Genomic DNA, 22605 nt, shown 5'->3' on the forward strand with positions numbered 1-22605 from the left:
TCCGGCGGGCTGACGGTGGACATGCTTACACCAGTTGGATCGGATGAACCAGACCTGACGCCGAGGTTCACAGCGGGTGCGCGTCGCACCGGCGCGAACGGCGTCCTGAGCGGGGCCGGTTGCAGCAAAGTGAAGCAAGAGGAACGCATGCTGGCCCTTTTCCCGTGCCGGCTGTTCAATCTGTGCAGGGCCCGCAGATGCCGCTTCTCCATGTGCCCTCTCCCCGCAACCTCCTGTCAGGGAAGACCCATGCCATTCGACGTTTCCCCGTCCGCCCGGCTGTTGTTCCAGGGCGACAGCATCACCGCCGCCGGCCGCGATCCCGCCGACGGACTGAGCCTGGGGCACGGCTATGTCGCCGCCGTGGCACGGCACTTCGCGGCCTCGGGCGCGACCCCGGACATCCTCAACCGTGGTGTCAGCGGCCATCGCACCGCGGACCTGCGCGTCCGCTGGGAACGCGACGCCGTCGCCCTCGAACCCGACGTGCTGTCCGTGCTGATCGGCGTCAACGACACCTGGCGCCGCTACGACGCCCAGGACCCCACGTCGACGGCCGACTACGCCCGCGACTACCGCGAACTGCTGCTCCCGTTCCAGGCAACCGGCACCCGGCTGGTGCTGGTGGAGCCGTTCCTGATTCCCGTACGCCGCGAGCAGTGGGCCTGGCGTCAGGACCTCGATCCGCGCATCCACGTGGTCCGGCGCCTGGCCGCCGAGTTCGACGCGGCCCTGCTGGCGGCGGACGGGCTGCTGAACCAGGCGGCGCGGGAGGCCGGGGACCCCACGCTGATCAGCGAGGACGGGGTGCATCTCACCTCGCGGGGGCACGAGGTGCTGGCCGCTGCCTGGACCGGTCTGGTCCGTGTTGGCTAGCGCCGCGCGTCCGCCGGCCGCGTCGTCCGGCGCCCCGCGTCCGCGCGCCGCGGTGGTGCTCTCGCGAGCCCTGCGGGAGGAGGTCTTCGGCCCGGCCGCGTGGGCGGAACTGACCGGCCTGGTCGACCTGGTGACCGACTGCTCCGATGGCGCCGACCTGGTCGTACACCCGCTGCGCGGCGAGGTCGAAGTCCTCGTCACCTCCTGGGGTGCGCCTCCGCTGACAGCCGGGCTCCTCGCCGAACTCCCACGGCTGCGCACCGTGTTGCACGCGGCCGGGTCCGTGCGCCGCATCGCCACCGACGCGCTCTGGGAGCGTGGGATCACCGTGGTGTCGGCGGCCGACGCCAACAACGAGCCGGTCGCCGAGTACGTGTACGCCCAGACCGTCCTCGCGCTGAAGGACGTGCACCGACGCTCCCGGCGGATCGTCGCCGACCGGGCACTGCCCCCGCTGGACGGCGTCCCGGGTATCCGTGAACAGACCGTCGGGCTGGTCTCGTTCGGCTCTGTCGCCCGCAAGACCGCGCAACGGCTGCACCGGCTCGACGCCCGGATCCTGGCCTGGGACCCGTACCTGGACGACGACGCGTTCCGGGCGGAGGGCGTGACCAGGGTGGCCGAGCTGTCCGAACTGGCCGCGAGATCGCGGGTGCTGAGCATCCATACGCCGCTCATCGCGGGCCGCACGGAGGACCTCGTCGGGGAAGACCTGCTGCGGCTGCTGCCCCCATGGGCGACCCTCATCAACACCGCGCGCGGAGCCGTGATCGACGAGGCGGCCCTGCTCCGGGTCCTCGTCGAACGGCCCGACCTGTTCGCCGTGTTGGACGTCACCCGAGCCGAGCCCCCGGAGCCGGAATCGGCCCTCTACGCCCTGCCGAACGTCCTGCTCACCGGGCATGTCGCCGGGACGGTGGGCACCGAACGACGAGCCATGGGGCGCCTCGTCGTCGACGAACTCCGGCGCCTGGCCGCGGGGTTGTTACCGCTGCACGCCGTGCCGGCGGCCTCCGCCCATCTGCGGGCCTAGCCTCGGACGCGGGCCCGGCTTCAGGTCGACGCATCTCGTCGCAAGCATTGACCCGTCTCTGAAAACGTTTTAACTTCCCTTCACTCCCTACCTCCCTGAAGGAGGCTCCGTGGCAGCGTTGCTGCGTGAGCGCCCTGCCAAACCGACGGATAAACGCTCATTCCGTCGCCCGGCAGGCGCCAAGACCGAGCGAACACGTTTTCGCGACCGCCGGAACGCGACACTGTTCTGGCTGATGGTGCCCGGCCTGGCCTACTTCCTGCTCTTCCACTACGGCGCGCTGGTCGGCAACGTCATCGCGTTCAAGGAGTACATCCCCTTCGAGGGACTGTGGGGCAGCCCCTGGACCGGCGTCGGCAACTTCCAGCGCATGCTGGAGGACAAGGCGTTCTGGGACGCGGTGTTCAACACCGTCTGGATCGCCCTGCTTCAGCTCGTGTTCTACTTCCCCGTGCCGCTGGCCCTGGCGCTGCTGCTGCACAGCCTGACCTGGAGCAGCGTCCGCCGCTTCGTGCAGTCCGTCGCCTACCTGCCCCACTTCATCTCGTGGGTCATCGTCGTCGCCCTGTTCCAGCAGGTCCTCGGCGACACCGGGATGCTCAACAGCTATCTCGGCGACGCCGGACTGCACAGCGCGGACATCATCGGCAACCCGGACGCGTTCAAGCCGCTCGTCGTCGCCCAGGTCATCTGGAAGGACGCCGGCTGGGGCACGATCATCTTCCTCGCCGCGCTCTCCCAGGTCGACGAGCAGCAGTACGAGGCCGCCGCGATCGACGGCGCGGGCCCCTGGCGCCGCTTCTGGCACGTCACCCTGCCCGCCATCCGCCCGGTCGTCATCCTGCTGCTGATCATGCGGCTCGGAGACATCCTCTCCGTCGGCTTCGAGCAGATGCTGCTCCAGCGCGACGCCGTCGGCCCGCAGGCCGCCGAGATCATCGACACCTTCGTCTACTACCAGGGCATCGTCGGCGGCGACTACGGATACGCCGCCGCGGCAGGCCTGTTCAAGGGCGTCATCGGCGCCGTCCTCGTCTACGCGGCGAACAAGGTCGCGCACCGCCTCGGCGAGCAGGGGGTCTACAAGTGAGTGCCACTGTCCGGCCCGGCTGGATGGAGAAGCCGAAGCCGCTGACCCAGGCGGCGAAGGTGCTGGCGCTGCTCACCGTCGTCCTCCTGGTGTGCGTGCCCTTCCTCGTCATCGTCTCCACCTCCCTCGCCTCACAGAAAGAGGTCGTCGCCAACGGCGGCTGGGTGCTGTGGCCGACGGAGCCCACCCTGCAGGCCTACCGGGACATCCTCGACGGCGGCATCGTCACCCACGCCCTCGGCGTCAGCGCCGGCGTCACCCTCGTCGGCACCCTGCTCAGCCTCGCGTGCACCGTCACCCTCGCCTACGCGCTCGCCCGCCCCGGCGTCTTCGGCGGCCGGCCCGCGCTGCTGCTGATCCTGTTCACGTTCCTCTTCCCGCCCGGCATGATCCCCAACTTCCTGCTGGTCAAGGAGCTGGGCCTGCTGGACAGTTACGCCTCGCTGATCCTCCCGGTGCTGATCAACGTCTTCAACCTGGTGGTCCTGCGCGGCTTCTTCCAGGGCATCCCCGAGGAACTGTACGAGGCCGCCCGCCTCGACGGCGCCGGGGACCTGCGCGTGCTGTGGACCGTCGTCCTGCCCCTGTCCAAGGCCGCCCTCGCCGTCGTGGGGCTCTTCTACGCGGTGGCCTACTGGAACTCCTGGTTCTACGCCTCCCTGTACCTGGAGAGCGACCACTGGCCCCTCCAGCAGGTGCTGCGCACGTATGTCATCTCCGGCGTCAGCATGACCGACACCACCCTCGGCGACGGGGCGGTCAACGCCCCCCAGACCATCCAGATGGCCGTCCTGGTGATCGCCACCGTACCGATCCTGCTGGTCTACCCCTTCCTCCAGAAGTACTTCACCAAGGGCGTGCTCACGGGCGCCATCAAGAGCTGAGCAGGTCTTCCCCCGGCAGTGCCCGGGCAGCGGTGCCCGCACCCGCGCCGGCACCCCATCACCCCTTTCACGAGCCGCACAACGAAAGGCACTTCGCCATGTCCCATGTCTCCCGGCGCACCGTCCTGCGCTCCGCCGCCATGGCCGGCGCCGCCCTGTCCGTGCCCGGTCTGCTCACCGCCTGCTCCACGGACGACGGCGGCGGCGAGGGCGTGTCCAACACCGGCAAGAAGCTCGCCCCGTGGCCCACGTACAAGCCCGCCCCCGCGGCCAAGCCGGACCTCGCCGGCACCGCCGAGGGCGTGCAGCCCGGCTACACCTCCTACCCGGCGTCCCTCACCAGCTCCGTCGCCCGCACCCCCGGTGACGGCTCCACCATCAAGGTGATGTCGGTCAGCTTCGGCACCCCGCCCAAGGCGGAGGCGCAGAACCAGTACTGGAAGGCGGTCGAGAAGGCCCTCGGCGTCAAGATCGAGTACACGGTCGTCCCGCAGACCGACTACCAGAAGAAGATGGCCACCGTGATGGCCGGCGACCCCGACTCACTGCCCGACATCATCAACATGTTCGCCGGCTACACCCTGCCCCGCGAAGCCCAGTTCGTGCAGAAGCTCGGCGAGGACCTCACCGCGCACCTGTCCGGCGACGCGATCGCCGACTACCCCAACCTCGCCAACCTCCCCACCCACGCCTGGCACGACATGGGCCGTATCGGCGGCCGTATCTACGGCATCCCGCTGGAACGCCCCGTCCCCGGCTCCACCCTGTACCTGAACCGGACCATGTTCGACGGCGCCGGCATGAAGGAGGGCTGGACCTCCGAGGACTTCGCCGCCGTGGCGAAGAAGGCCACCTCGGGCAAGAAGTACGCGCTGGGCGCGGCCACCGGCTCCATGTTCGGCAACGCCGTGCACAACGCCGCCCACAACGCCCCCAACGGCTGGGCCGTCGACTCCAAGGGCACCTTCCGCGCCGCGTGCACCGACGACCGCTGGAGGGCGGCCGTCGCCTTCCAGGCCCAGCTGCGCAAGAACGGCTCCTACCACCCCGACGCCACCTCCCTGTCCACCCCCGACCTCCAGACCCTGTTCCTCAACGGCACGGTCGGCTCCCTGCAGAACGGCTTCGGCGCCTACACCACCCTGTTCTCCGACGCCGAGGGCCTGATCACGCCGGCGCTCGCGCTGCCGTACAGCGTCGACGGCACCCCCGGTGGCGTCGTCGGGGCCCGACGCTCCTTCGGCTACACCATCCTCAAGAAGGCCAAGAAGGAACGCGTCCAGCTGCTGCTGCGCGTCCTCGACTACCTCGCGGCCCCCTTCGGCACCAAGGAGTACGAACTCCTCCACTACGGAGTGGAGGGCGTCCACTTCACCCGCGGCAAGGACGGCTCCCCGCAGGCCACCAAGCTGGGCGAGGTGGAGAACATCACCAACCTGCCCTTCCGCTACCTCGCCGAAGGCCCCCAGGTGCTGTTCGTGCCCGGCATGCCCGACGTGGTGCGCTCCCTGCACGCCTGGCAGCAGAAGGTCGTGCCGGTCGCCATCCGCAACCCCGCCTTCGGCCTCCAGTCGCCGACCAACACCGCCCAGGGTGCCACCCTCGACGCGCTGCTCAACGACACGGTCACCGCGGTCGTCGCCGGCCGCTCCCCGCTGTCCGAACTCGACTCCGTGGTCAAGAGCTGGCGCTCGCGCGGAGGCGACAAGATGGCGGAGGAATACGCCGCGGAGTACGCCCAGAACGTCTGACCGGCGCGAGCGCACTGCACCGACGTATCGCTCTCGTGCGAGGAAAGGCGGACCTGATGGGACGCGTCACGATCCGGGACGTGGCCGAGCGGGCCGGCGTGTCCGCGGCCACGGTGTCGCGGGTGCTCACCGGCAACTACCCGGTGCCGCACACCACCCGGGCCAAAGTCCTGCGGGCCGCCCGCGCGCTCGACTACGTCGCCAACCCGCACGCCCGCGCCCTGGTCGGAGCCGGCCGCAAGACGGTCGCCGTCGTCCTTCGGGGGGTGACCAGCCCGTTCTACGCCCTTGTCGCCGAGGGCGTCGAGGCGGAGGCGTCGGCCAACGGCTGGCTCTGCATGGTCGGCACCACCGGCGGCGACCCCCAGCGGGAACTGGACTTCGTGCACCTCATGCGGGAGGAGGGCACCCGGGTGGTGATCCTGGTGGGCGGCGTCGTGGAGGACGACGCCTACCGGCAGCGCATCGCCCGCTACGCCCACGCCCTCGACTCGGCCGGGGCCCGCCTCGTACTGTGCGGGCGCCCCTCCCCGGACCCCGAACTCCCGGTGCAGGTCGTGATGTTCGACAACGAGGCCGGAGCCCATGCCATCACCGGGCATCTGCTGTCCGCCGGGCACCGGCGCATCGTCTTCCTCGGCGGCCTGCCCGGCAACACCGCCCTGGACGCCCGGGTCCGCGGCTACCGCGCCGCCCTCGCCGAACACGGACTGCCCCCCGAGGCGGGTCACGTCGTCGACTGCGGACTGGGCCGCGCCGCCGGCCGCCGCGCGATGGCCGAACTCCTCGTTCAGCGGCGGGACTTCACCGCCGTCTTCGCCGGCGACGACATGGTCGCCGCCGGAGCGTTGCGCGCCATCGCCGAGGCCGGACTGCGCGTGCCCGACGACATCTCCGTCGTCGGACACGACGACATCCCCCTCGCCGAGGACTTCAACCCGCCCCTGACCACCGTCCGTACCCCCGCCGAGGAACTCGGCCGCGCCGGCATGCGCCTGGCGCTGCGCGACCCCGAGGACACCGACGGCGCCCCGCTCGTCCTGGGCTCCCACATCGTCGTACGCGACAGCGTGGCCGCACCGGCACGCCATGCCGACGACCGGCCGTCCGTGGGCGCCCGCTGAATCGACGAACAGCCCTCGCCCGCACCAAGGCGACGACGTGGACCACCACCCCCGCCTCGCCGGGACCGCATGGGTCTCCTGACGCACCCACCGACCAACGGAGGAAACGCCCCCGTATGACCGCGCCTTCGGTCACCACGCCCGGCCCGCCGCCCGCGGACCACCGCCTCTCGCCCCTCACCGGCTACACCCGGGCCCACTGGGAAGCCGCCGCCGACCGACTCCTCGACGCACTTCGTCCCTACGCCACCCCTGGGCTGGCCCAGTACCGGCTGCCCGGCCGCACCGGCTACTCCGGGGAACAGGCCGACGGTCTGGAGGGCTACGCCCGTTCCTTCCTGCTGGCCGCGTTCCGTATCGCCGGAGCGACCCGGCCGGGGGAGCGGGAGAGACTGGCCCCGCTCATCGAGCGGTACGCGGCCGGACTCACCGCGGGCACCGACCCGGGGCACCCCGAGCACTGGCCCCCCATCAAGGACCGTTCGCAGCCCATGGTGGAGGCCGCGTCCGTGGCCATCGCCCTGCACGAAACCCGGCCCTGGCTCTGGGACCTGCTCGACGACCAGGTCCGCGGCCGTGTCGTCGACTGGCTCGCGGACTTCGTGGGCGCCACCGCCAACGACTCCAACTGGCGCCTGTTCCAAGTGGTCGTGGAGGAGTTCCTCGCCTCCGTCGGCGCACCGCACCGCCGCTCCGAGATCGAGGCGGGACTCGCCCGCCTCGACGACTGGTACCGCGGCGACGGCTGGTACACCGACGGCGACGGCCAGAAGTTCGACTACTACAACGCCTGGGCCCTGCACCTGTATCCCGTCCTGTGGGCCCGGATCGCCGGCGAACGAGCGGACCCGTCCCTGACGGCCGGTCACCGTGAGCGCCTGCGCGCCTTCCTGGAGACGCACCAGTACTTCTTCGGCGCGGACGGTGCCCCCCTGCACCAGGGCCGCTCGCTGACCTACCGGTACGGCACTGCCGCCGCCCTGTGGGCCGGGGCGCTGGTCGGCGCGACCCCGCTGCCCCCGGGCCGCACCCGTCGGCTGGCCTCGGGTGCGCTGAAGCACTTCACGGACCGAGGGGTTCCCGGTCCCGACGGCCTGCTCAGCCTCGGCTGGTACCACCCCTACCTGCCCGTCACCCAGCCCTACTCGGGGCCGGCCTCGCCGTACTGGGCGGCCAAGGCGTTCCTCGGTCTGCTGCTGCCCGACACACATCCCGTGTGGACGGCGACCGAGGAGCCCGGGCCCGTCGAGACGCGGGACACCGTACTGGCCCTGCCCGGCCCCGGGTGGCTGCTGCACAGTACGGCCGCCGACGGGATCGTGCGCCTGGTCAACCACGGCAGCGACCGGCGGTCGCCCACCCCCGACGAACAGCCCGAGAGCCCGCACTACTCCCGGCTCGCCTACTCCACCGCGACCGCACCGCAGACCCCGCCCGACGGCCACGCCACCACCGTCGACCACCACATCGCCGTCCTCGACGCCGCCGCGGTGTCGCGACGTCGGCGAATACACCGGCTGGGCGCCGCCGACGGTGCTCTCGCCGCCTCCTGGTACACCGACGACGGCACCGCGCCCGGGGCGCCGGCATCGGTCGCCACGGTCAGCGCCGTCCATCGCGCCTGGGAGATCCGCGTCCATCTGGTGCACGCCGGCGAGGGAGCCGCGGTGCGCGAGACGGGGTGGTCACTCGCCTACGACGACACCCCCTGCACCGTGGAGGCCGGGCCCGGCTGGGTCGTGGCCCGCCGCGCCGACGGCCTGACCTCGGCGCTGGCCGGCCTGCACGGCTGGGACGGCCCGGGCGAGCCGCGCGACGGCCTCGTCGTCCAGGCGACGGGACTGAACGCCTACGGACCGCACTCCGCCACCCCCGCCCTCGTCCTCCCGCACCACCCCGGCGACACCCTGCTCCTGGCCACCCTGGTCGTCCTCACCCGGGACCCCCGACTCGCCCATGACCCGCACGCGCTGTGCCACGGCGCCCGTGTGCGGACCACGCAGGACGGCGCCCTGGACCTTCACTTCCCCGACGGCCACCGGGAGCGACTGGCCCCCGACCTGACGGCGGCGGCACGGGAACACGTGGGCGGTGCGCCCGCGCACTGACTGAGGGAGCCGTTGTGAAGACGACCGTCGCTTCTCGGGAAGCGGCGGTCTTCTCGTATGCCGTACGCCCGCCCGGTGCGCGCCGTCCGGTCGAGCAGCGTGTACCCGGCTTCGGCTGCTTCATGGCCGTGGGCGGGCCGAGACGTTTGCCACACCGCTAGGCCGCGCCGGAGGGGGTACTCGGTCGTCATGCCAAGACAGAACACCGACCGATACTTGCCATTTGACAACTATGGCCGGGAGGCAACAAAGTAGCGATGACGGACGCGCATGGGGAAGGATCTTGGATGTTCCGGTGGGCGGGGGCGGCTCCGTGCGCTGATCCCCGGGACCCGGCCGCGGTGCCGGGCCGGATCCCGCGGCGGATCGCTCAGGCAGTCCTGCTGTCGGACGCCTCGGCGTCGTCGTGCAGTTGTAGTGCCGCCGCCGCACAGAAGGCGTCCAGTCCCTCCATCAACGCGGTTCGCTTCGCGGCGGGCATCTGGTCGAGAACCGCTCGCAGCGCCTGCTCCCGGCGGGCGCGCAGGTCGACGAGGAAGGCACGGCCCCGGCCGCTGAGGTGCAGCCGCACTTCGCGCCGATTGGCCGGACTCACCACACGCTCCACGAACCCCGCAGCCTGCAACCGGTCGCACAGGCGACTGGTGGAGGGCGGAGTGGAGGCGAGATGGTCGGCGAGGGTGCGCAGGTTGATGCCGTCGTGGTGTTCGAGGACGAACAGCACGCGCAGCTGGGACGCGGAAGCGGGGGCGGTCGAGGCGCGGCCCCACAGCACTTCCAGCAGCTCCGCAGCCGTGGAGGTCATACGAGCGACCTCGTCGGGCTCCGGGCGGGGGCGGAAGGCAGTCACAGTCACACTTTCGCAGGCACTGGGGTGCCCGTCAGCGTACTAGGTGCGCGGGCGGGCCAATGAGGCATTGGAGCGACGGTCGCGGCCGGGACGGGCGGGTTCGCCGCCCGGCGGAGCCAGCGGCCTCCGGCAAGAGATAGGTGTGTTGTCCATCGTGAACAGATTCATGGCCGCTGAGCGCGCGCTGCGCACAGCGGCGCCCCATGCGTTGCTCGACGCCCTCCGCGCCGCACTGATCGAGCAGTACGGTGCGGAGGACGTCGAGCTGTTCATGGCCGACTACGGATTGACGGTGCTCCAGCCGGTGTCGGTCCTGCCGCACGTCCTGGAGCCGGTGTCGATCTACAACAGCCCGGCCGGGCGGGCCTTCGGCTCGCAGCGGCCGTACCGGGAGGACTCCCCGGAGGGGCGGACGCGGCTGCATCTGCCGGTCAGCGTCCGTGGTGATCGCGTCGGCGTGCTGTCGGTGACGTTCGGCGGGGGCGAGGTCACGCGGCAGCGCGAGTCCGAACTCCTGGAGATCGCCGACGTGCTGGGGCGTGAGGTGCTCGTGGCCGAACGGGACACCGACCTGTACCTGGAGGCGCGTCGCAAGGACCGGCTGACCCTGGCGGCGGAGATGCAGTGGCAACTGCTGCCCGGCTGCGGCTGCATCCGCCCGGAGTACGAGCTGGGGGCTCAACTGGAGCCCGCCTACGCCATCTTCGGCGACAACTTCGACTGGGCCGCCACGGCCGACCGGCTGTCGCTCTACGTCACCAACGGCATGGGTGAGGGCATAGAGGCGGCCCTGCTGACCAACCTGGCGATCAACGCCCTGCGCAACGCCCGGCGGGCCGGCCTCCCCATCGCCGACCAGGCCGCCCTCGCGGACCAGGCCGTGTACGCCCACTACCAGGGGCGCTGCTATCTCTCGGTCCTGATGTTCGACTTCGACCTGGCCACCGGGCGGGCCAGCGTGGTGGACGCGGGCTCCCCGCAACTGCTGCGGCTGCGCGGCGGTGCCGTGGAGCGCATCGCCTTCGACGCCCAGCTGCCCCTCGGCATGTTCGAGGAGACCGACTACGTGGTGCAGGACTTCCACGTCGAGCCCGGTGACCGGCTGGTCTTCGTCAGCGACGGCGTGCACGCCGTGGCCTCTCCCAAGGGGGAGGCGTACGGGGAGGCGGCCCTCGCCCGGGCCATCCACTCCACCCGGCTGCTGCCGGCCGCCGAGGTGCCGCGCGCGATTCTGCGGGAGCTGACCGGCCACCGGGGAGAGGCGGCGGCGGACGACGATGCCCTCATCGTGTGTCTGGACTGGCGGGGGAGGCCGTCGGAGCAAGGAGGCGCCGAACTGCCCTTGTGATGATCGCGTGTTGTTCGCCCCGCGCCCCCGCGATAACGTTTGCCATGCGGCAATAATCAGGTGATGGCCCGCCGCACGGTCGGCCGCAGGAGCGCTCGACAGGAAGAAGATGTACGTGGTGGATCACGACACCGCCCCCGAGGTGGCACAGCAACTCGCCGCATTCCTCGAACGGCGTCGCGAGCAGATCGCCCACCGATGGGCGGACGCCGCGCTGTTCCGCGCCGTTTTCACGGTCTCCCGGGACGAGGCGGTCGAGGGGAGCAAGGCGGTGGTGGACGCCCTCGCCGAGGTGGCCCGCGCCGACCGGCTGGAGGACGTCGACGCCCCCGGCTTCGACATCGTCAGGGACCAACTGGGCCGCATGGCGATCGCCCGCACCCAGGCCGGGTACAACCCGCCGCAGATCGCCCGTGAGGTGGCCGGACTGCGGCAACCGGTCACCGCGCTGCTGCGGGCCGAGTTCGAGGATCCCGCCGACGAGGCCCTGCACGCCTGTCTGCTGGAGCTCACGGTCCTGATGGGCACGTTGCGCCTGGTGGTCATGGACACCACGGTCAACTCCGGCGAGGAACTGATCGCCCGGCAGCGCCAGCAGCTGCTGGAGGTGGCCACCCCGGTCATCGAGCTGTGGGACGGCGTCGTCGCCGTGCCGCTGATCGGCACCCTGGACAGTTCCCGCAGCCAGATCGTCATGGAGAGCCTGCTGGCGGCGATCGTGGAACGGCGGGCCCGCTACGCCATCCTCGACATCACCGGCGTGCCGACCGTCGACTCGCTCGTGGCCCAGCACCTGATGAAGACGGTCGCCGCCGCACGGCTGATGGGGGCGGAGTGCATCGTCTCCGGCATCCGTCCGGCCATCGCGCAGACCATCGTCCACCTCGGCATCGATCTCGGATCGATCCTCACCCGGGCCGGGCTCTCCGACGCCCTGGCCTACGCGCTCGCCCAGCAGGGCATCGCCGTCTCCACCCGCCCCGCCGCAGGAGCGGGCCCGCGGTGACCGACCATTCCGCCCTCCACCCGGAGCCGGTGCCGGTCCTGGCACTGGGAGACATCCTGCTGGTCACCCTGCGGGGAGACCTGTACGACGGGGTCGCGGAGCAGCTCCAGCACGACATCACCCAGCGCATCGCGAACAGCGCGGTGCCGGTGAACGGTGTCGTGATCGACCTCTCCGGCGTGGAGATCGTCGACTCCTTCCTCGGCCGCATCCTGGCCGAGATCGCGGCGAGCGCGAGCCTGCTGGCCACCCGGACCGTACTGGCCGGCATGCGTCCGGCCGTGGCCATCACCCTGGTCGAGCTGGGCCTGACCCTGCCCGGCCTGGTCACGGCACTGGACGTCGACCGGGCCCTGGCCCTGCTGGGCAGCGCCTTCCCGACTGCCCGGCCGGAAGCGGGTGCGTGATGCATGCTCCCCTCACCCCGACCACGCGACTGCCCATCGCCGGGGACGCCGATCTAGCGTGGCTGCGCCAGCATGTGCGGCAGTGCGCCGCCGACCTCGGTTTCGGCCTGGTGCAGCAGACGAAGCTGGTGACGGCCGCCAGCGAACTGGCCCGCAACACCCTCGTCCACGGCGGCGGCGGACACGCGGAGATCACGACACTGGGCGACGGGGCACGCCGCGGGCTGCGGCTGTCCTTCGTCGACACCGGCCCCGGCATCCGCGACGTCGACCTGGCCCTGACCGACGGCTACACCAGCGGCGGCGGACTGGGCATGGGCCTGAGCGGAGCCAAGCGGCTCGTCCAGGAATTCGTCCTGGACACCCGGCCCGGCCTCGGCACCACCGTCACCATCACCGAATGGGTCTCCGGCCTGCCCACGCCCCGCCCGGGAGTGCTGTGAGCAGGGTCTGGGACGTGCCCGTCCCCGAAACCACCAGAGTCCGGGACGTCCGGGTCGCGGCCGAGAGCGCCTGCGCCACGGCCGGACTGGACGCACGTTCCACGGCCGCCGCGGCGCTCGTGGCCACCGAACTGGCGACGAACCTCGTCAAGCACGCCAGCGGTGGCCGCATCGTGATCAACCTGACCGGTCCCGCCGACACCCTCGCCCCCGCCGGGACCCGGGTGCAGATCACCTCGCTCGACCACGGCCCCGGCATCGCCGACGTCGCCGCGGCCCTGCGCGACGGCTACACCACCGCCACTTCCTCCCTGGGCGCGGGCCTGGGCACCTGCCGCCGGCTGTCGGACGACTTCGACCTGCACAGCCGCAGGGGCACGGGCACCGTCGCCGTGGCGCGCCTCGGCCCGGCCGGATCCGCGCAGCCGTCCCGCTCGGCTCCGGCCCTCGCCGCCCAGGGCACCCGGGCCGGCGGCATCAACGCCCCCCTCGCCCACGCCGATTACTCGGGGGACGCCTTCAGCTGGGTGCGCTCCGGACCGCTGATCACCCTGATGCTCGCCGACGGGCTCGGTCACGGCGCGAAGGCGGCCGAGGCGTCCGCCGCCGCCGTCGCGGAGCTGCAGCGACGGCCCGACCTGCCCCCGGCCGACATCCTGCGCCGACTGCACACCGCGCTGCGCACCACCCGGGGCGCGGCCGTCGGAGTCGCCCAGCTCGACGAGGACACCCAGCGACTGTCGTTCGCCGGGGTCGGCAACATCGGCGCCAGGCTCCGCGGCGAAGGGGCGTGGCGGCCCCTCATCTCGCACCCCGGCATCGTCGGAGCGCACTTCCCCGCCACCGTGCCCCGGCACGAATCGGCCTGGCGGCCCGACAGCCTGCTCATCCTGCACAGCGACGGACTCCCCAGCCGCTGGACACCCCCGGACGACGCCCGTCTGCCCGCTCACGACCCGGCCCTGACGGCCGCCGTCGTCCTGCGGGACGGGAGCAGCGCCGCACGCCCGCTGCGCGACGACACCACCGTGGCCGTACTCGCCCCCGACCTGGACGGACGTCCATGACCGCGACTCCGGACGCCTGGAAGATCACGTCGGTCACCGACGTGGTCGAGGCCAGAGCCGCCCTCGACCGCGTCGTCACCGCCGCCGCGGTCCCGCCGCTGGAGCGCGCCCGCTTCCTCACCGCGCTGACGGCGCGACTGCGCGGCTGCCTCGACGGGGACGGCGACTGGGAACTCGTGCCGTCCGTCCGGCAGGCGGCCGACGGAAGCGCCGGACGGCTCGACGTCACCCTGCGACCGGTCGCCACGACCCGACCCGACGTCGCTGACGAACCGGACCTCACCTGCCCGCTGCCGGAGCCCGCCGACATCCCCGACAAGGACGTGCCACTGCCGCCGGCCCTGCTCCACGCCGACGACAACACGGCGGCTGTGCTGAGCCTGTTCGACGAGCAGGAACGCCTTCTCCGACTGCACCGCGAGGAGCTGCACCAGACCAACCAGGGCGTCCTGGCCCTGCACACCGATCTGGAAGCCGCCTCCCGGGTCCAGCGCGAGCTCCTGGAGGCCGAGCGGGCCGCCCGCGCCGAGGCGGAGCGGGCCCGGCGTCTGCTGACCTTCCTGACGGACGCCAGCGCCGCCATCACGGCCTCCCTCAACCCCGCGGCCATCCTGCGCAGCCTCGCCGACCTGCTCGTACCGGAGTACGCGGAACACCTCGACGTATGGCTCTTCGACGAGGAAGAGGAACAGAACGGCGAAGGGCGCCCCCAGCGGGTACGGCAGCACGCGGCGGCCGCGGTGACCGCCGCCCGCACCGGCCGACCGCAGCACGCCGCCGCCCACCCCGGCGAGCTGCCCGGAGTGGACGACCTCCCGCCCTCCGTCCTGTTCCCGGACCGGGTGCTGCTGGCCATCCCGCTCGCCGCCCGACGGCTGCTCGGCGTCCTCACCCTCACCGCCCCCGGCCCCCGGTTCGACCCGGACACCAGCGTGATGCTGGTCGAACTCGCCCGCCGCGTCGGCGTCGCCCTGGACAACGCCCGCCGTTACGAGCAGTACCGGGACACCGCCGAGGCCCTCCAACGGGCCCAGCTCACCCAGCTGCCCACACCGTCCGGTCTGCTGCTGGCCGCGCGTTACCTGCCCGCCACCCGGGGCCTGAACATCGGCGGTGACTGGTACGACGCCTTCCTCCAGCCCGACGGCAGCCTGCTCGCCGTCATCGGCGACGTGACGGGCCACGGTCTGCACGCCGCCGTCGTCATGGGGCAGCTGCGCACCGCGCTGCGCGCCTACGCGGTGGAGAACGACAGCCCCGGACAGATCCTGACCCGGCTGCACCGCATGCTGAGCCATCTGCAACCGGAGCTGTACGCCACCGCGATGATCGCCCGGTTCAGGCCCGGCGAACCGGAAGTCGTCTGGTCCTCGGCCGGCCACCCGCCCGCCGTGGTGCGCGGCGCGGACGGCTCGGTCCGCGTTCTGGAGACCAGACCCGGCGTGATGCTGGGCATCCCCATGCCGTTCGAGCACACCGACCACCGCGTCGACCTGCCCGCCGGATCCTCCTTGGTGCTGTACACCGACGGCCTGGTCGAGCGCCGGGCCCGAGGCATCGACGCGGGCATCGAGCGCCTGGGCCAGGCCCTCGGCGCCCTGAGCACGCCGGAACTGGAGCAGAACCCGGAGGCCGCGGCGGACGCCCTGCTCAAGCCGCTCCTGCACGACTCCGAACGCGACGACGACATCTGCCTGCTGCTGTGCCACACCGTGCCCCCCGGCGAGGGGTGACGGCACCCACCGGGGGTCACCGGGGACCGGCCTCCCGCCCGATGTGCACCTGCTGAGCACCGGCGAGCTCGGGTAGCGTGAAGAGCATCGGGCGAGAGGGCTGATGCCGTGGATGCCGCTGAACCACTTCCCTCGGTGGAGGCCCGGCTGCGCGATGCGGCCCCCCACCGGCTGGTCGCCACCGCTCGCCGGGTCCTCGCCGAGCGGGTGGGGGCGGGGGAGGTGACCCTCCTCCTCGCCGACTACGCGCTCTCCGTCCTGCGCCCGGTGTCCCATCTGCCGGACACCGGTACGCCGGTCTCCGCTCACGACGGACCGCAGGGCAAGGCGTTCCGCGAGCAGAGTCCGGTGATCGAGGTCGTCCCCAGCCCGGCCGGCCACCTCGTGCATCTGCCCGTCACCGTGCGCGGCGACCGCCTGGGCGTCCTGACGGTCCGGCTGCCCGCGGAGGCCGCCGTCCCCGACCTCGTGCTCCAGCTCGGCGACTTCGCCACGGCGCTCGGCCACGAGGTCGCCACCGCCGGCCGCGACACCGACCTCTTCCTCCTGGCCCGCCGCACCCGCCGTCTCACGCTGGCCGCGGAGATGCAGTGGCAGCTCCTGCCCGGACGCGGCTGTGCCCGCGACGAGTTCACGGTGGGAGCCCATCTGGAGCCCGCCTACGCCATCGGCGGCGACAACTTCGACTGGTCGGCGGGCGCCGACCGTCTCGTCCTCACCGTCACGGACGGCATGGGACACGGCATCGAGGCGTCCCTGCTCACCAGCCTCACGGTCGCCGCCCTGCGCAACGCCCGCCGTGCCGGGGTGCCCCTGGCCGATCAGGCCAGCCTCGCCGACCAGGCCGTCTACTCCGAGTACGGCGGGAGGAAGTACGCCTCCACGCTGCTGCTGGAGTTCGACCTGGCCACCGGCACGGTCATCGCGGTGGACGCGGGTTCTCCCCAGCTGTTCCGCCAGCGGGAGGGGCGCACTGAGCGGATCGAGCTGGAGGCGCAGCTGCCGTTGGGGATGTTCGAGGAGAGCGTCTACGACGAGCAGACGTTCCAGGTCGAGCCCGGCGACCGCCTCATCGTGGTCAGCACCGGCGTGCATGCCATGCGCTCGGCCTCGGGCATCGTCTTCGGTGAGGAGGTTCTGCGGCAGATCCTGAGCGCGACCCGCGGCGCCGCGGCGCACGAGACCGCCCGCGCGGTGGTCGCCGGGCTGTTCGAGCACCACGGCAGCAGTGAGCTGGCGTCGGACGCGGTCGTCGTGTGTCTGGACTGGAACGGCCGGCCGCACTGACCGGGCCCGGTCAGTGGTGGGGGTCCCGGGGCCCGGTAGTGCCGTGGTGGCCGCCTTCCTGAGCGGTCAGGAAGGCGCGCAGGCTCCGGCTCAGCGCCTCACGCTCGGCCGGTTCCATCGTCGCGAGAACGACGGCGAGCGCGTGCGTTCTGCGCGAGGCCACCTCGACCAGCACCTGCCGGCCGAGTCCGGTGAGGCGGAGCTGTACCTCACGTCGTCTGTGCGGGTGCAGCTCACGCTCCAGCAGGCCCGCCGCCTCCAGCCGGTCGCACAGCCGGCTCGCCGTCGGAAGCCCTATGTCCATGCCCTCCGCCAGGGCGGTGAGATTGAGTCCCGGCCCCGACTCCAGAATCCGCAGGGCCCGCAACTGGTGCGGCGACAGCCGCAGGTTCGCTCTCTGTCCGGCCACCGACCACAGGTGCGACAGCCCGTCCACGGCGTCGGACATCTCCCGCGCGAGGGACAGCGCACCCTCGCCCGGACCGCCCGCGTCCTCCGGCCTGTCGTGCCCGAAGCCACTGAGCCGACTCACGAACCCATTGCTTTCAGCAGTCGCCTGCGCATACGAATACCACCCTCACTCCCTCGCGGTACCCGAAGCGTCGCCGAGCAAGCACCGCCACCCAGCCATCGTAGGGACCTCTGCCGGGCGGACCGGTGTTCCACCCCGTGCCCAGATCGTGGAGAAACCGCGCACGTCAGCTCCGTGTACCCGGCAGCTCGGCGCCCCCGACGCGAGGCAGGACGGCGTGGGCGTCAGCCGTCCAGACGGGGCAGCGGACGGTCCGACAGCGCGAGCCGCGCGGTGATCCGTTTGCCGACGGGCTCCCGATGCGCCTCGAATCCATCGACCACGGCCATGACGATCTCCAGGCCGTGCTGCCCCACGCGGTCGGCGTCGGTGGCCCGAGCCGTCGGCAGGCTCGGATCGCTGTCCCACACCGTGATCTCCAGCGCGCCCGCGGCGACCCTCAGCTCCAGCAGGACCGGCCCGGGCGCGTACTTGAGCGCGTTGGTGACCAGCTCGCTGACCACCAGCTGCGACAGGTCCATGGCGCGTGCCGACACGGGCAGCCCGTGGTCGGTCCGGGCCCGGGTCAGGAAATCCACCGCGCAGGCCCGCGCGTCGGCGATGCAGCCGACCGCCCCGTCCAGGGCCACGATCAGCTCGGCCAGTGCTTCGTCCGGCATCCGGGAACACTCCTCGCGCGCGACGGGCTCCCTGACGACGGCCTGCAATACCCCGTTCATGAGCGCGCGCGTACCCGCGTATGGCCGAAGTACTCCTGTGAGGCTCCCGAAGTGTGCCGCGCCTGCGGCGGAGGCAACCCCTCCGCGTACCCTGAAAGGGCTTCACCATGCCGCTTCGGGGTCTCGGGTTCTGTGTGGTCGAGCGGTTCCCGCCGGACTTTGGTTGTCGCCTGACAACTGAGTTAACCTTCACCGGATTTCCCCATCGTGCGGGTCCGTGAGGAGCGGAAACGCGGGCGGTGGGCAGGGCCGTTCACGGCCCGGCGCGGTTCCGAGTCCTCGGTGTGAGGGCTCCCGGGGAGCGGAACGAGGGTGCGCATGACCGGCAAGACGATCGAGGCCGTGGAGCGGGCTCCGGGCGAGCAGGAGCTACGGCAACTGCTGGCCGGCCTGACCGCCGTCCGCGACGGTGACTTCGGCACCCGGCTGCCGTCCGACGGCGAGGGCCTGCTCGGTGACATCGCCACGGTGTTCAACGGCATGGTGGACCAGTTGTCGCTGTTCACCTCCGAAGTCACGCGCGTGGCACGCGAGGTGGGCACCGAGGGCACCCTGGGCGGCCAGGCCGAGGTACCGGGCGTGTCGGGCACCTGGGCCGACCTGACGGACTCGGTCAACGCCATGGCGGGCAACCTCACCACGCAGGTGCGCGACATCGCCCAGGTGGCGACCGCGGTGGCCAAGGGCGACCTCTCGCAGAAGATCGACGTGCCCGCACGAGGCGAGATCCTCCAGCTGAAGGAGACCGTCAACACGATGGTCGACCAGCTGTCCGCGTTCGCCGACGAGGTCACCCGCGTCGCCCGTGAGGTCGGCAGCGAGGGCCGGCTCGGCGGCCAGGCCCAGGTGCCCGGTGTCGGCGGTGTCTGGCGGGACCTGACCGACTCCGTGAACTTCATGGCGGGCAACCTCACCGCGCAGGTCCGCAACGTGGCCCAGGTGACGACCGCGGTGGCGCAGGGTGATCTCTCGCAGAAGATCACGGTGGATGCGCGGGGCGAGATCCTGGAGTTGAAGAACACCATCAACACGATGGTGGACCAGTTGTCCGCGTTCGCTGACGAGGTCACCCGCGTCGCCCGCGAGGTCGGCACCGAGGGCAACCTGGGCGGGCAGGCGATCGTGCGCGGCGTGTCGGGGACCTGGAAGGACCTCACCGACAACGTCAACGTGATGGCGTCGAACCTGACCGGGCAGGTCCGCTCGATCGCCCAGGTCGCCACCGCCGTGGCCCGCGGCGACCTCTCGCAGAAGATCACGGTGGAGGCCAAGGGCGAGGTCGCCGCCCTGGCGGACGTCATCAACACCATGGTCGACACGCTCTCCGCGTTCGCCGACGAGGTCACCCGCGTGGCCCGCGAGGTCGGCACCGAGGGTCGGCTCGGCGGTCAGGCGCACGTGCCCAACGTGGCCGGCACCTGGAAGGACCTGACGGACAACGTCAACTCGATGGCCAACAACCTCACCGGGCAGGTCCGCAACATCGCCTTGGTGACGACCGCGGTCGCCAACGGCGACCTGTCGAAGAAGATCGACGTCGACGCCCGGGGCGAGATCCTGGAGCTGAAGACCACCATCAACACGATGGTCGACCAGCTGTCGTCGTTCGCCGCCGAGGTCACCCGCGTCGCCCGTGAGGTCGGCAGCGAGGGCCGGCTCGGCGGCCAGGCCGAGGTCGAGGGCGTCGAGGGCACCTGGAAGCGACTCACGGAGAACGTCAACGAACTGGCCGGGAACCTCACCCGGCAGGTCCGCGCCATCGCCGAGGTCACCAGCGCGGTGGCCGAGGGCGACCTGACCCGCTCCATCACCGTGGAGGCCTCCGGCGAGGTCGCCGACCTCAAGGACAACATCAACTCCATGGTGGAGTCCCTGCGCGAGACCACCCGGGCCAACCAGGAGCAGGACTGGCTCAAGACCAACCTCGCCCGTATCTCGGGCCTGATGCAGGGCCACCGCGAGCTGCCGGTCGTCGCCGAGCTGATCATGGACGAGCTCGCACCGCTCGTCACCGCCCAGTACGGCGCCTTCTACCTCGCTGAGGACACCGAACGCGGACACGAGCTGCGCCTCGTGGGTTCGTACGGCTGGCCCGACGACGCCGAGCGGCCCCTCCGCATCCCCGTCGGGCGCTCGCTGGTCGGGCAGGCCGCCCGCAACCACCGGGCCATCACCGTGGAGGAACTGCCGCCGGGCTACGTCACCATCTCCTCCGGCCTCGGCCAGGCAGTGCCCAGCGCCCTGGTGGTGCTGCCGATCGTGGTGGAGGACCAGGTCCTCGGCGTCATCGAGCTGGGCTCCGTCACCTCCTTCACCCAGATCCACCAGGACTTCCTGAGCCAGCTGATGCCCACCATCGGCGTCAACCTCAACACCATCGTCGCCAACGCCCGCACCGACGAGCTGCTGGACGAGTCCCAGCGACTGACCGCCGAACTCCAGTCCCGGTCCGAGGAGTTGCAGATCCAGCAGGACGAACTCCAGCGCTCCAACGCCGAACTGGAGGAGAAGGCGTCCCTGCTGGCCACGCAGAACCGGGACATCGAGGCCAAGAACCTGGAGATCGAGCAGGCCCGCCAGGAACTGGAGACCCGCGCCCAGGAGCTGGCGCTGGCCTCCAAGTACAAGTCGGAGTTCCTGGCCAACATGAGCCACGAACTGCGCACCCCGCTCAACAGCCTGCTGATCCTGGCCCAGTTGCTCGCCCAGAACCCGTCCCGCAACCTCACCCAGAAGCAGGTCGAGTACGCGGGCATCATCCACTCGGCCGGCTCGGACCTGCTCCAGCTGATCAACGACATCCTCGATCTGTCGAAGGTCGAGGCCGGCAAGATGGACGTCAGCCCCGAACGGGTCCCGCTGCGCAAGCTGCTGGAGTACGTCGAGGCGACCTTCCGGCCCATGACGACACAGAAGAGCCTCGACTTCACGGTGGCCACCGGGCCGGGCACCCCCGCCGACCTGCTCACCGACGACTCCCGGCTGCGCCAGATCCTGCGCAACCTGCTGTCGAACGCGGTGAAGTTCACCGAGCAGGGGGGACTGGAACTGCGGATCGAGCCCGCCGCCGACCGGGAGGTGCCCACAGGTGTCCTGCGCGGCGGCCCGGTCGTGGCCTTCCGGGTCAAGGACACGGGCATCGGCATCCCGCAGCAGCAACTGGAGACGATCTTCGGCGCGTTCCAGCAGGCCGACGGAACCACCAGCCGCAAGTACGGCGGCACCGGCCTGGGACTGTCCATCACCCGGGAGATCGCGCATCTCCTCGGCGGGGCCGTCACCGTCGACAGCACACCCGGCCAGGGCAGCACCTTCACCCTGTATCTGCCGGTGGCCCGCGCCGACTTCGAGGACCTGCTCAGCAGCGGCCGGCCGCGGGAACACGCGGACGACACGGCCGGATCGCCCACCCCGATCGGTTCCGCCGCGGCGCCCGAGCGCCGCAGGCGTCGCCTGCTCGTGGTGGAGGAGCGGCTGCGCGGTCTGCTCACGCTGGTCGCCGAACGCGCGGCCGCCGACATCGCACACAACCCCGACGACCCCCGCGGGACCATCGACATCATCACCGCCGTCGGTGCCCAGGAGGCGGCCGCGGCGCTCGCCGCCGAACCCTGCCACTGCGTCGTGCTGGAACTCGGCCTGCCGGACGGCGAGGGTGCCCAGCTCCTGGAAGCCATGCGGGGCGACTCGGCACTGAACAGCGTGCCGGTGCTCGTCCACACCAGTCAGCGCGTCGACCTGACGCGGGAGAAGTCCCTGCGAGCCCGGGCGGCGGGCCGTCCGCTGGCCTTCCTGTCCAGTCTGGACGAGCTGCGCGAACAGATCACCCTCCAGCTGTCCGCCGAGGAACCCGGCGACGTCCTGCCGCTCGTCCGCTCCGACGAACCCCAGCCGCCCCTCGAACCGGTGCTGGACGACACCTTCCTGGGCCGTACGGTCCTCGTGGTGGACGACGACGCGCGCAACCTCTTCGCACTCAGCGGGGTGCTGGAGATGCACGGTTTCCAGGTGCTGCACGCCGACAACGGCCGCAAGGGCATCGAGATGCTGCTCGCCCACCCGGAGATCTCACTGGTCCTGATGGACGTGATGATGCCGGAACTGGACGGCTACGCCGCCACCGCGGAGATCCGCCAGATGCCCCGGTACGCGGACCTGCCCATCATCGCCGTCACCGCGAAGGCCATGCCGGGCGATCAGGAGAAGAGCCTCGCCTCGGGTGCGAACGACTACGTCACCAAGCCGGTCGACTCCGACGATCTCATCGGCCGTGTCCGGCGCTGGCTGCCCGCGTGAGCCCGTCGTGAGCCGCCGCCGCCCCTGTGCCGTCCCCGGACGTTCGAAGCG

18 protein-coding genes are annotated in these 22605 nt (G+C 71.5%); 15 read left to right on the forward strand and 3 right to left on the reverse strand.

Annotation, left to right across the window (positions count from 1 at the left end; genetic code table 11):
* Positions 1 to 249 precede the first annotated feature (249 nt).
* The 7 genes from ACIHIX_RS40010 (at position 250) to ACIHIX_RS40040 (ending at position 8866) form a co-directional block, all read left to right on the forward strand.
* Positions 250 to 876: a GDSL-type esterase/lipase family protein gene (locus tag ACIHIX_RS40010; RefSeq protein WP_399965285.1), complete on the forward strand. Its 627-nt coding sequence runs from the start codon at positions 250 to 252 to the stop codon at positions 874 to 876.
* Positions 866 to 1909, forward strand: coding sequence for a hydroxyacid dehydrogenase (locus tag ACIHIX_RS40015; protein ID WP_399965287.1), 1044 nt, complete (start codon positions 866 to 868; stop codon positions 1907 to 1909). The genes ACIHIX_RS40010 and ACIHIX_RS40015 overlap by 11 nt, the downstream gene beginning before the upstream one ends.
* A gap of 235 nt (positions 1910 to 2144) precedes the next feature.
* A complete protein-coding gene (locus ACIHIX_RS40020) occupies positions 2145 to 2999 on the forward strand; it encodes an ABC transporter permease (protein ID WP_399965289.1) in 855 nt (284 codons plus the stop codon).
* Entirely contained in the window at positions 2996 to 3883 is an 888-nt protein-coding gene (locus tag ACIHIX_RS40025; protein ID WP_399965291.1) for a carbohydrate ABC transporter permease, read from the forward strand. Before ACIHIX_RS40020 ends, ACIHIX_RS40025 begins: the two co-directional genes overlap by 4 nt.
* Positions 3884 to 3981: 98 nt before the next feature.
* Positions 3982 to 5634, forward strand: coding sequence for an extracellular solute-binding protein (locus ACIHIX_RS40030; protein ID WP_399965293.1), 1653 nt, complete (start codon positions 3982 to 3984; stop codon positions 5632 to 5634).
* Positions 5635 to 5690: 56 nt separating this feature from the next.
* Positions 5691 to 6758, forward strand: a complete 1068-nt coding sequence (locus ACIHIX_RS40035; protein ID WP_399965295.1) for a LacI family DNA-binding transcriptional regulator — start codon at positions 5691 to 5693, stop codon at positions 6756 to 6758.
* 116 nt (positions 6759 to 6874) lie between these two features.
* Positions 6875 to 8866, forward strand: coding sequence for a DUF2264 domain-containing protein (locus ACIHIX_RS40040; RefSeq protein ID WP_399965297.1), 1992 nt, complete (start codon positions 6875 to 6877; stop codon positions 8864 to 8866).
* A gap of 370 nt (positions 8867 to 9236) precedes the next feature.
* Here ACIHIX_RS40040 and ACIHIX_RS40045 read toward each other — a convergent pair whose 3' ends face one another.
* Entirely contained in the window at positions 9237 to 9671 is a 435-nt protein-coding gene (locus ACIHIX_RS40045; RefSeq protein ID WP_399965299.1) for a MarR family transcriptional regulator, read from the reverse strand.
* 211 nt (positions 9672 to 9882) lie between these two features.
* Here ACIHIX_RS40045 and ACIHIX_RS40050 point away from each other — a divergent pair, with 211 nt between their 5' ends.
* The 7 genes from ACIHIX_RS40050 (at position 9883) to ACIHIX_RS40080 (ending at position 17007) form a co-directional block, all read left to right on the forward strand.
* The gene (locus ACIHIX_RS40050; RefSeq protein ID WP_399965301.1) at positions 9883 to 11064 is read left to right on the forward strand and encodes a PP2C family protein-serine/threonine phosphatase; all 1182 of its coding nucleotides are present in this window, start codon (positions 9883 to 9885) and stop codon (positions 11062 to 11064) included.
* 109 nt (positions 11065 to 11173) lie between these two features.
* Positions 11174 to 12070, forward strand: a complete 897-nt coding sequence (locus tag ACIHIX_RS40055; RefSeq protein ID WP_399965303.1) for an STAS domain-containing protein — start codon at positions 11174 to 11176, stop codon at positions 12068 to 12070.
* On the forward strand, positions 12067 to 12477 hold the full coding sequence (locus ACIHIX_RS40060; protein ID WP_399965305.1) for an STAS domain-containing protein: 411 nt from the start codon (positions 12067 to 12069) through the stop codon (positions 12475 to 12477). The genes ACIHIX_RS40055 and ACIHIX_RS40060 overlap by 4 nt, the downstream gene beginning before the upstream one ends.
* Positions 12477 to 12920, forward strand: a complete 444-nt coding sequence (locus tag ACIHIX_RS40065; protein ID WP_399965307.1) for an anti-sigma regulatory factor — start codon at positions 12477 to 12479, stop codon at positions 12918 to 12920. The genes ACIHIX_RS40060 and ACIHIX_RS40065 overlap by 1 nt, the downstream gene beginning before the upstream one ends.
* Positions 12917 to 13987 carry a SpoIIE family protein phosphatase gene (locus ACIHIX_RS40070; RefSeq protein ID WP_399965308.1) on the forward strand — a complete coding sequence of 357 codons (1071 nt, stop codon included), beginning with the start codon at positions 12917 to 12919 and terminating at the stop codon, positions 13985 to 13987. Before ACIHIX_RS40065 ends, ACIHIX_RS40070 begins: the two co-directional genes overlap by 4 nt.
* Positions 13984 to 15720 (forward strand): PP2C family protein-serine/threonine phosphatase, encoded by a 1737-nt coding sequence (locus tag ACIHIX_RS40075; RefSeq protein WP_399965310.1) that lies wholly within the window; start codon positions 13984 to 13986, stop codon positions 15718 to 15720. Before ACIHIX_RS40070 ends, ACIHIX_RS40075 begins: the two co-directional genes overlap by 4 nt.
* A gap of 108 nt (positions 15721 to 15828) precedes the next feature.
* The gene (locus tag ACIHIX_RS40080) at positions 15829 to 17007 is read left to right on the forward strand and encodes a PP2C family protein-serine/threonine phosphatase (protein ID WP_399965312.1); all 1179 of its coding nucleotides are present in this window, start codon (positions 15829 to 15831) and stop codon (positions 17005 to 17007) included.
* A gap of 10 nt (positions 17008 to 17017) precedes the next feature.
* Here ACIHIX_RS40080 and ACIHIX_RS40085 read toward each other — a convergent pair whose 3' ends face one another.
* Both ACIHIX_RS40085 and ACIHIX_RS40090 read right to left on the reverse strand, forming a co-directional pair.
* A complete protein-coding gene (locus tag ACIHIX_RS40085; protein WP_399965315.1) occupies positions 17018 to 17539 on the reverse strand; it encodes a MarR family winged helix-turn-helix transcriptional regulator in 522 nt (173 codons plus the stop codon).
* A gap of 224 nt (positions 17540 to 17763) precedes the next feature.
* Positions 17764 to 18198, reverse strand: coding sequence for an ATP-binding protein (locus ACIHIX_RS40090; RefSeq protein ID WP_399965317.1), 435 nt, complete (start codon positions 18196 to 18198; stop codon positions 17764 to 17766).
* A 378-nt stretch (positions 18199 to 18576) separates the two neighbouring features.
* Here ACIHIX_RS40090 and ACIHIX_RS40095 point away from each other — a divergent pair, with 378 nt between their 5' ends.
* Entirely contained in the window at positions 18577 to 22554 is a 3978-nt protein-coding gene (locus ACIHIX_RS40095; protein ID WP_399965319.1) for a HAMP domain-containing protein, read from the forward strand.
* Positions 22555 to 22605: the final 51 nt, after the last annotated feature.

Source organism: Streptomyces sp. NPDC051913, assembly GCF_044593635.1.
Classification (GTDB): domain Bacteria; phylum Actinomycetota; class Actinomycetes; order Streptomycetales; family Streptomycetaceae; genus Streptomyces.

What these genes read in the sequence shown, in the direction of transcription:
- ACIHIX_RS40010 (WP_399965285.1), top strand. Translation starts at nt 250, where the DNA reads ATGCCATTCGACGTTTCCCCGTCCGCCCGGCTGTTGTTCCAGGGCGAC.
- ACIHIX_RS40020 (WP_399965289.1), top strand. Translation starts at nt 2,145, where the DNA reads ATGGTGCCCGGCCTGGCCTACTTCCTGCTCTTCCACTACGGCGCGCTG.
- ACIHIX_RS40030 (WP_399965293.1), top strand. Translation starts at nt 3,982, where the DNA reads ATGTCCCATGTCTCCCGGCGCACCGTCCTGCGCTCCGCCGCCATGGCC.
- ACIHIX_RS40035 (WP_399965295.1), top strand. Translation starts at nt 5,691, where the DNA reads ATGGGACGCGTCACGATCCGGGACGTGGCCGAGCGGGCCGGCGTGTCC.
- ACIHIX_RS40040 (WP_399965297.1), top strand. Translation starts at nt 6,875, where the DNA reads ATGACCGCGCCTTCGGTCACCACGCCCGGCCCGCCGCCCGCGGACCAC.
- ACIHIX_RS40045 (WP_399965299.1), bottom strand. Translation starts at nt 9,671, where the DNA reads ATGACCTCCACGGCTGCGGAGCTGCTGGAAGTGCTGTGGGGCCGCGCC.
- ACIHIX_RS40050 (WP_399965301.1), top strand. Translation starts at nt 9,883, where the DNA reads ATGGCCGCTGAGCGCGCGCTGCGCACAGCGGCGCCCCATGCGTTGCTC.
- ACIHIX_RS40055 (WP_399965303.1), top strand. Translation starts at nt 11,174, where the DNA reads ATGTACGTGGTGGATCACGACACCGCCCCCGAGGTGGCACAGCAACTC.
- ACIHIX_RS40065 (WP_399965307.1), top strand. Translation starts at nt 12,477, where the DNA reads ATGCATGCTCCCCTCACCCCGACCACGCGACTGCCCATCGCCGGGGAC.
- ACIHIX_RS40075 (WP_399965310.1), top strand. Translation starts at nt 13,984, where the DNA reads ATGACCGCGACTCCGGACGCCTGGAAGATCACGTCGGTCACCGACGTG.
- ACIHIX_RS40090 (WP_399965317.1), bottom strand. Translation starts at nt 18,198, where the DNA reads ATGCCGGACGAAGCACTGGCCGAGCTGATCGTGGCCCTGGACGGGGCG.
- ACIHIX_RS40095 (WP_399965319.1), top strand. Translation starts at nt 18,577, where the DNA reads ATGACCGGCAAGACGATCGAGGCCGTGGAGCGGGCTCCGGGCGAGCAG.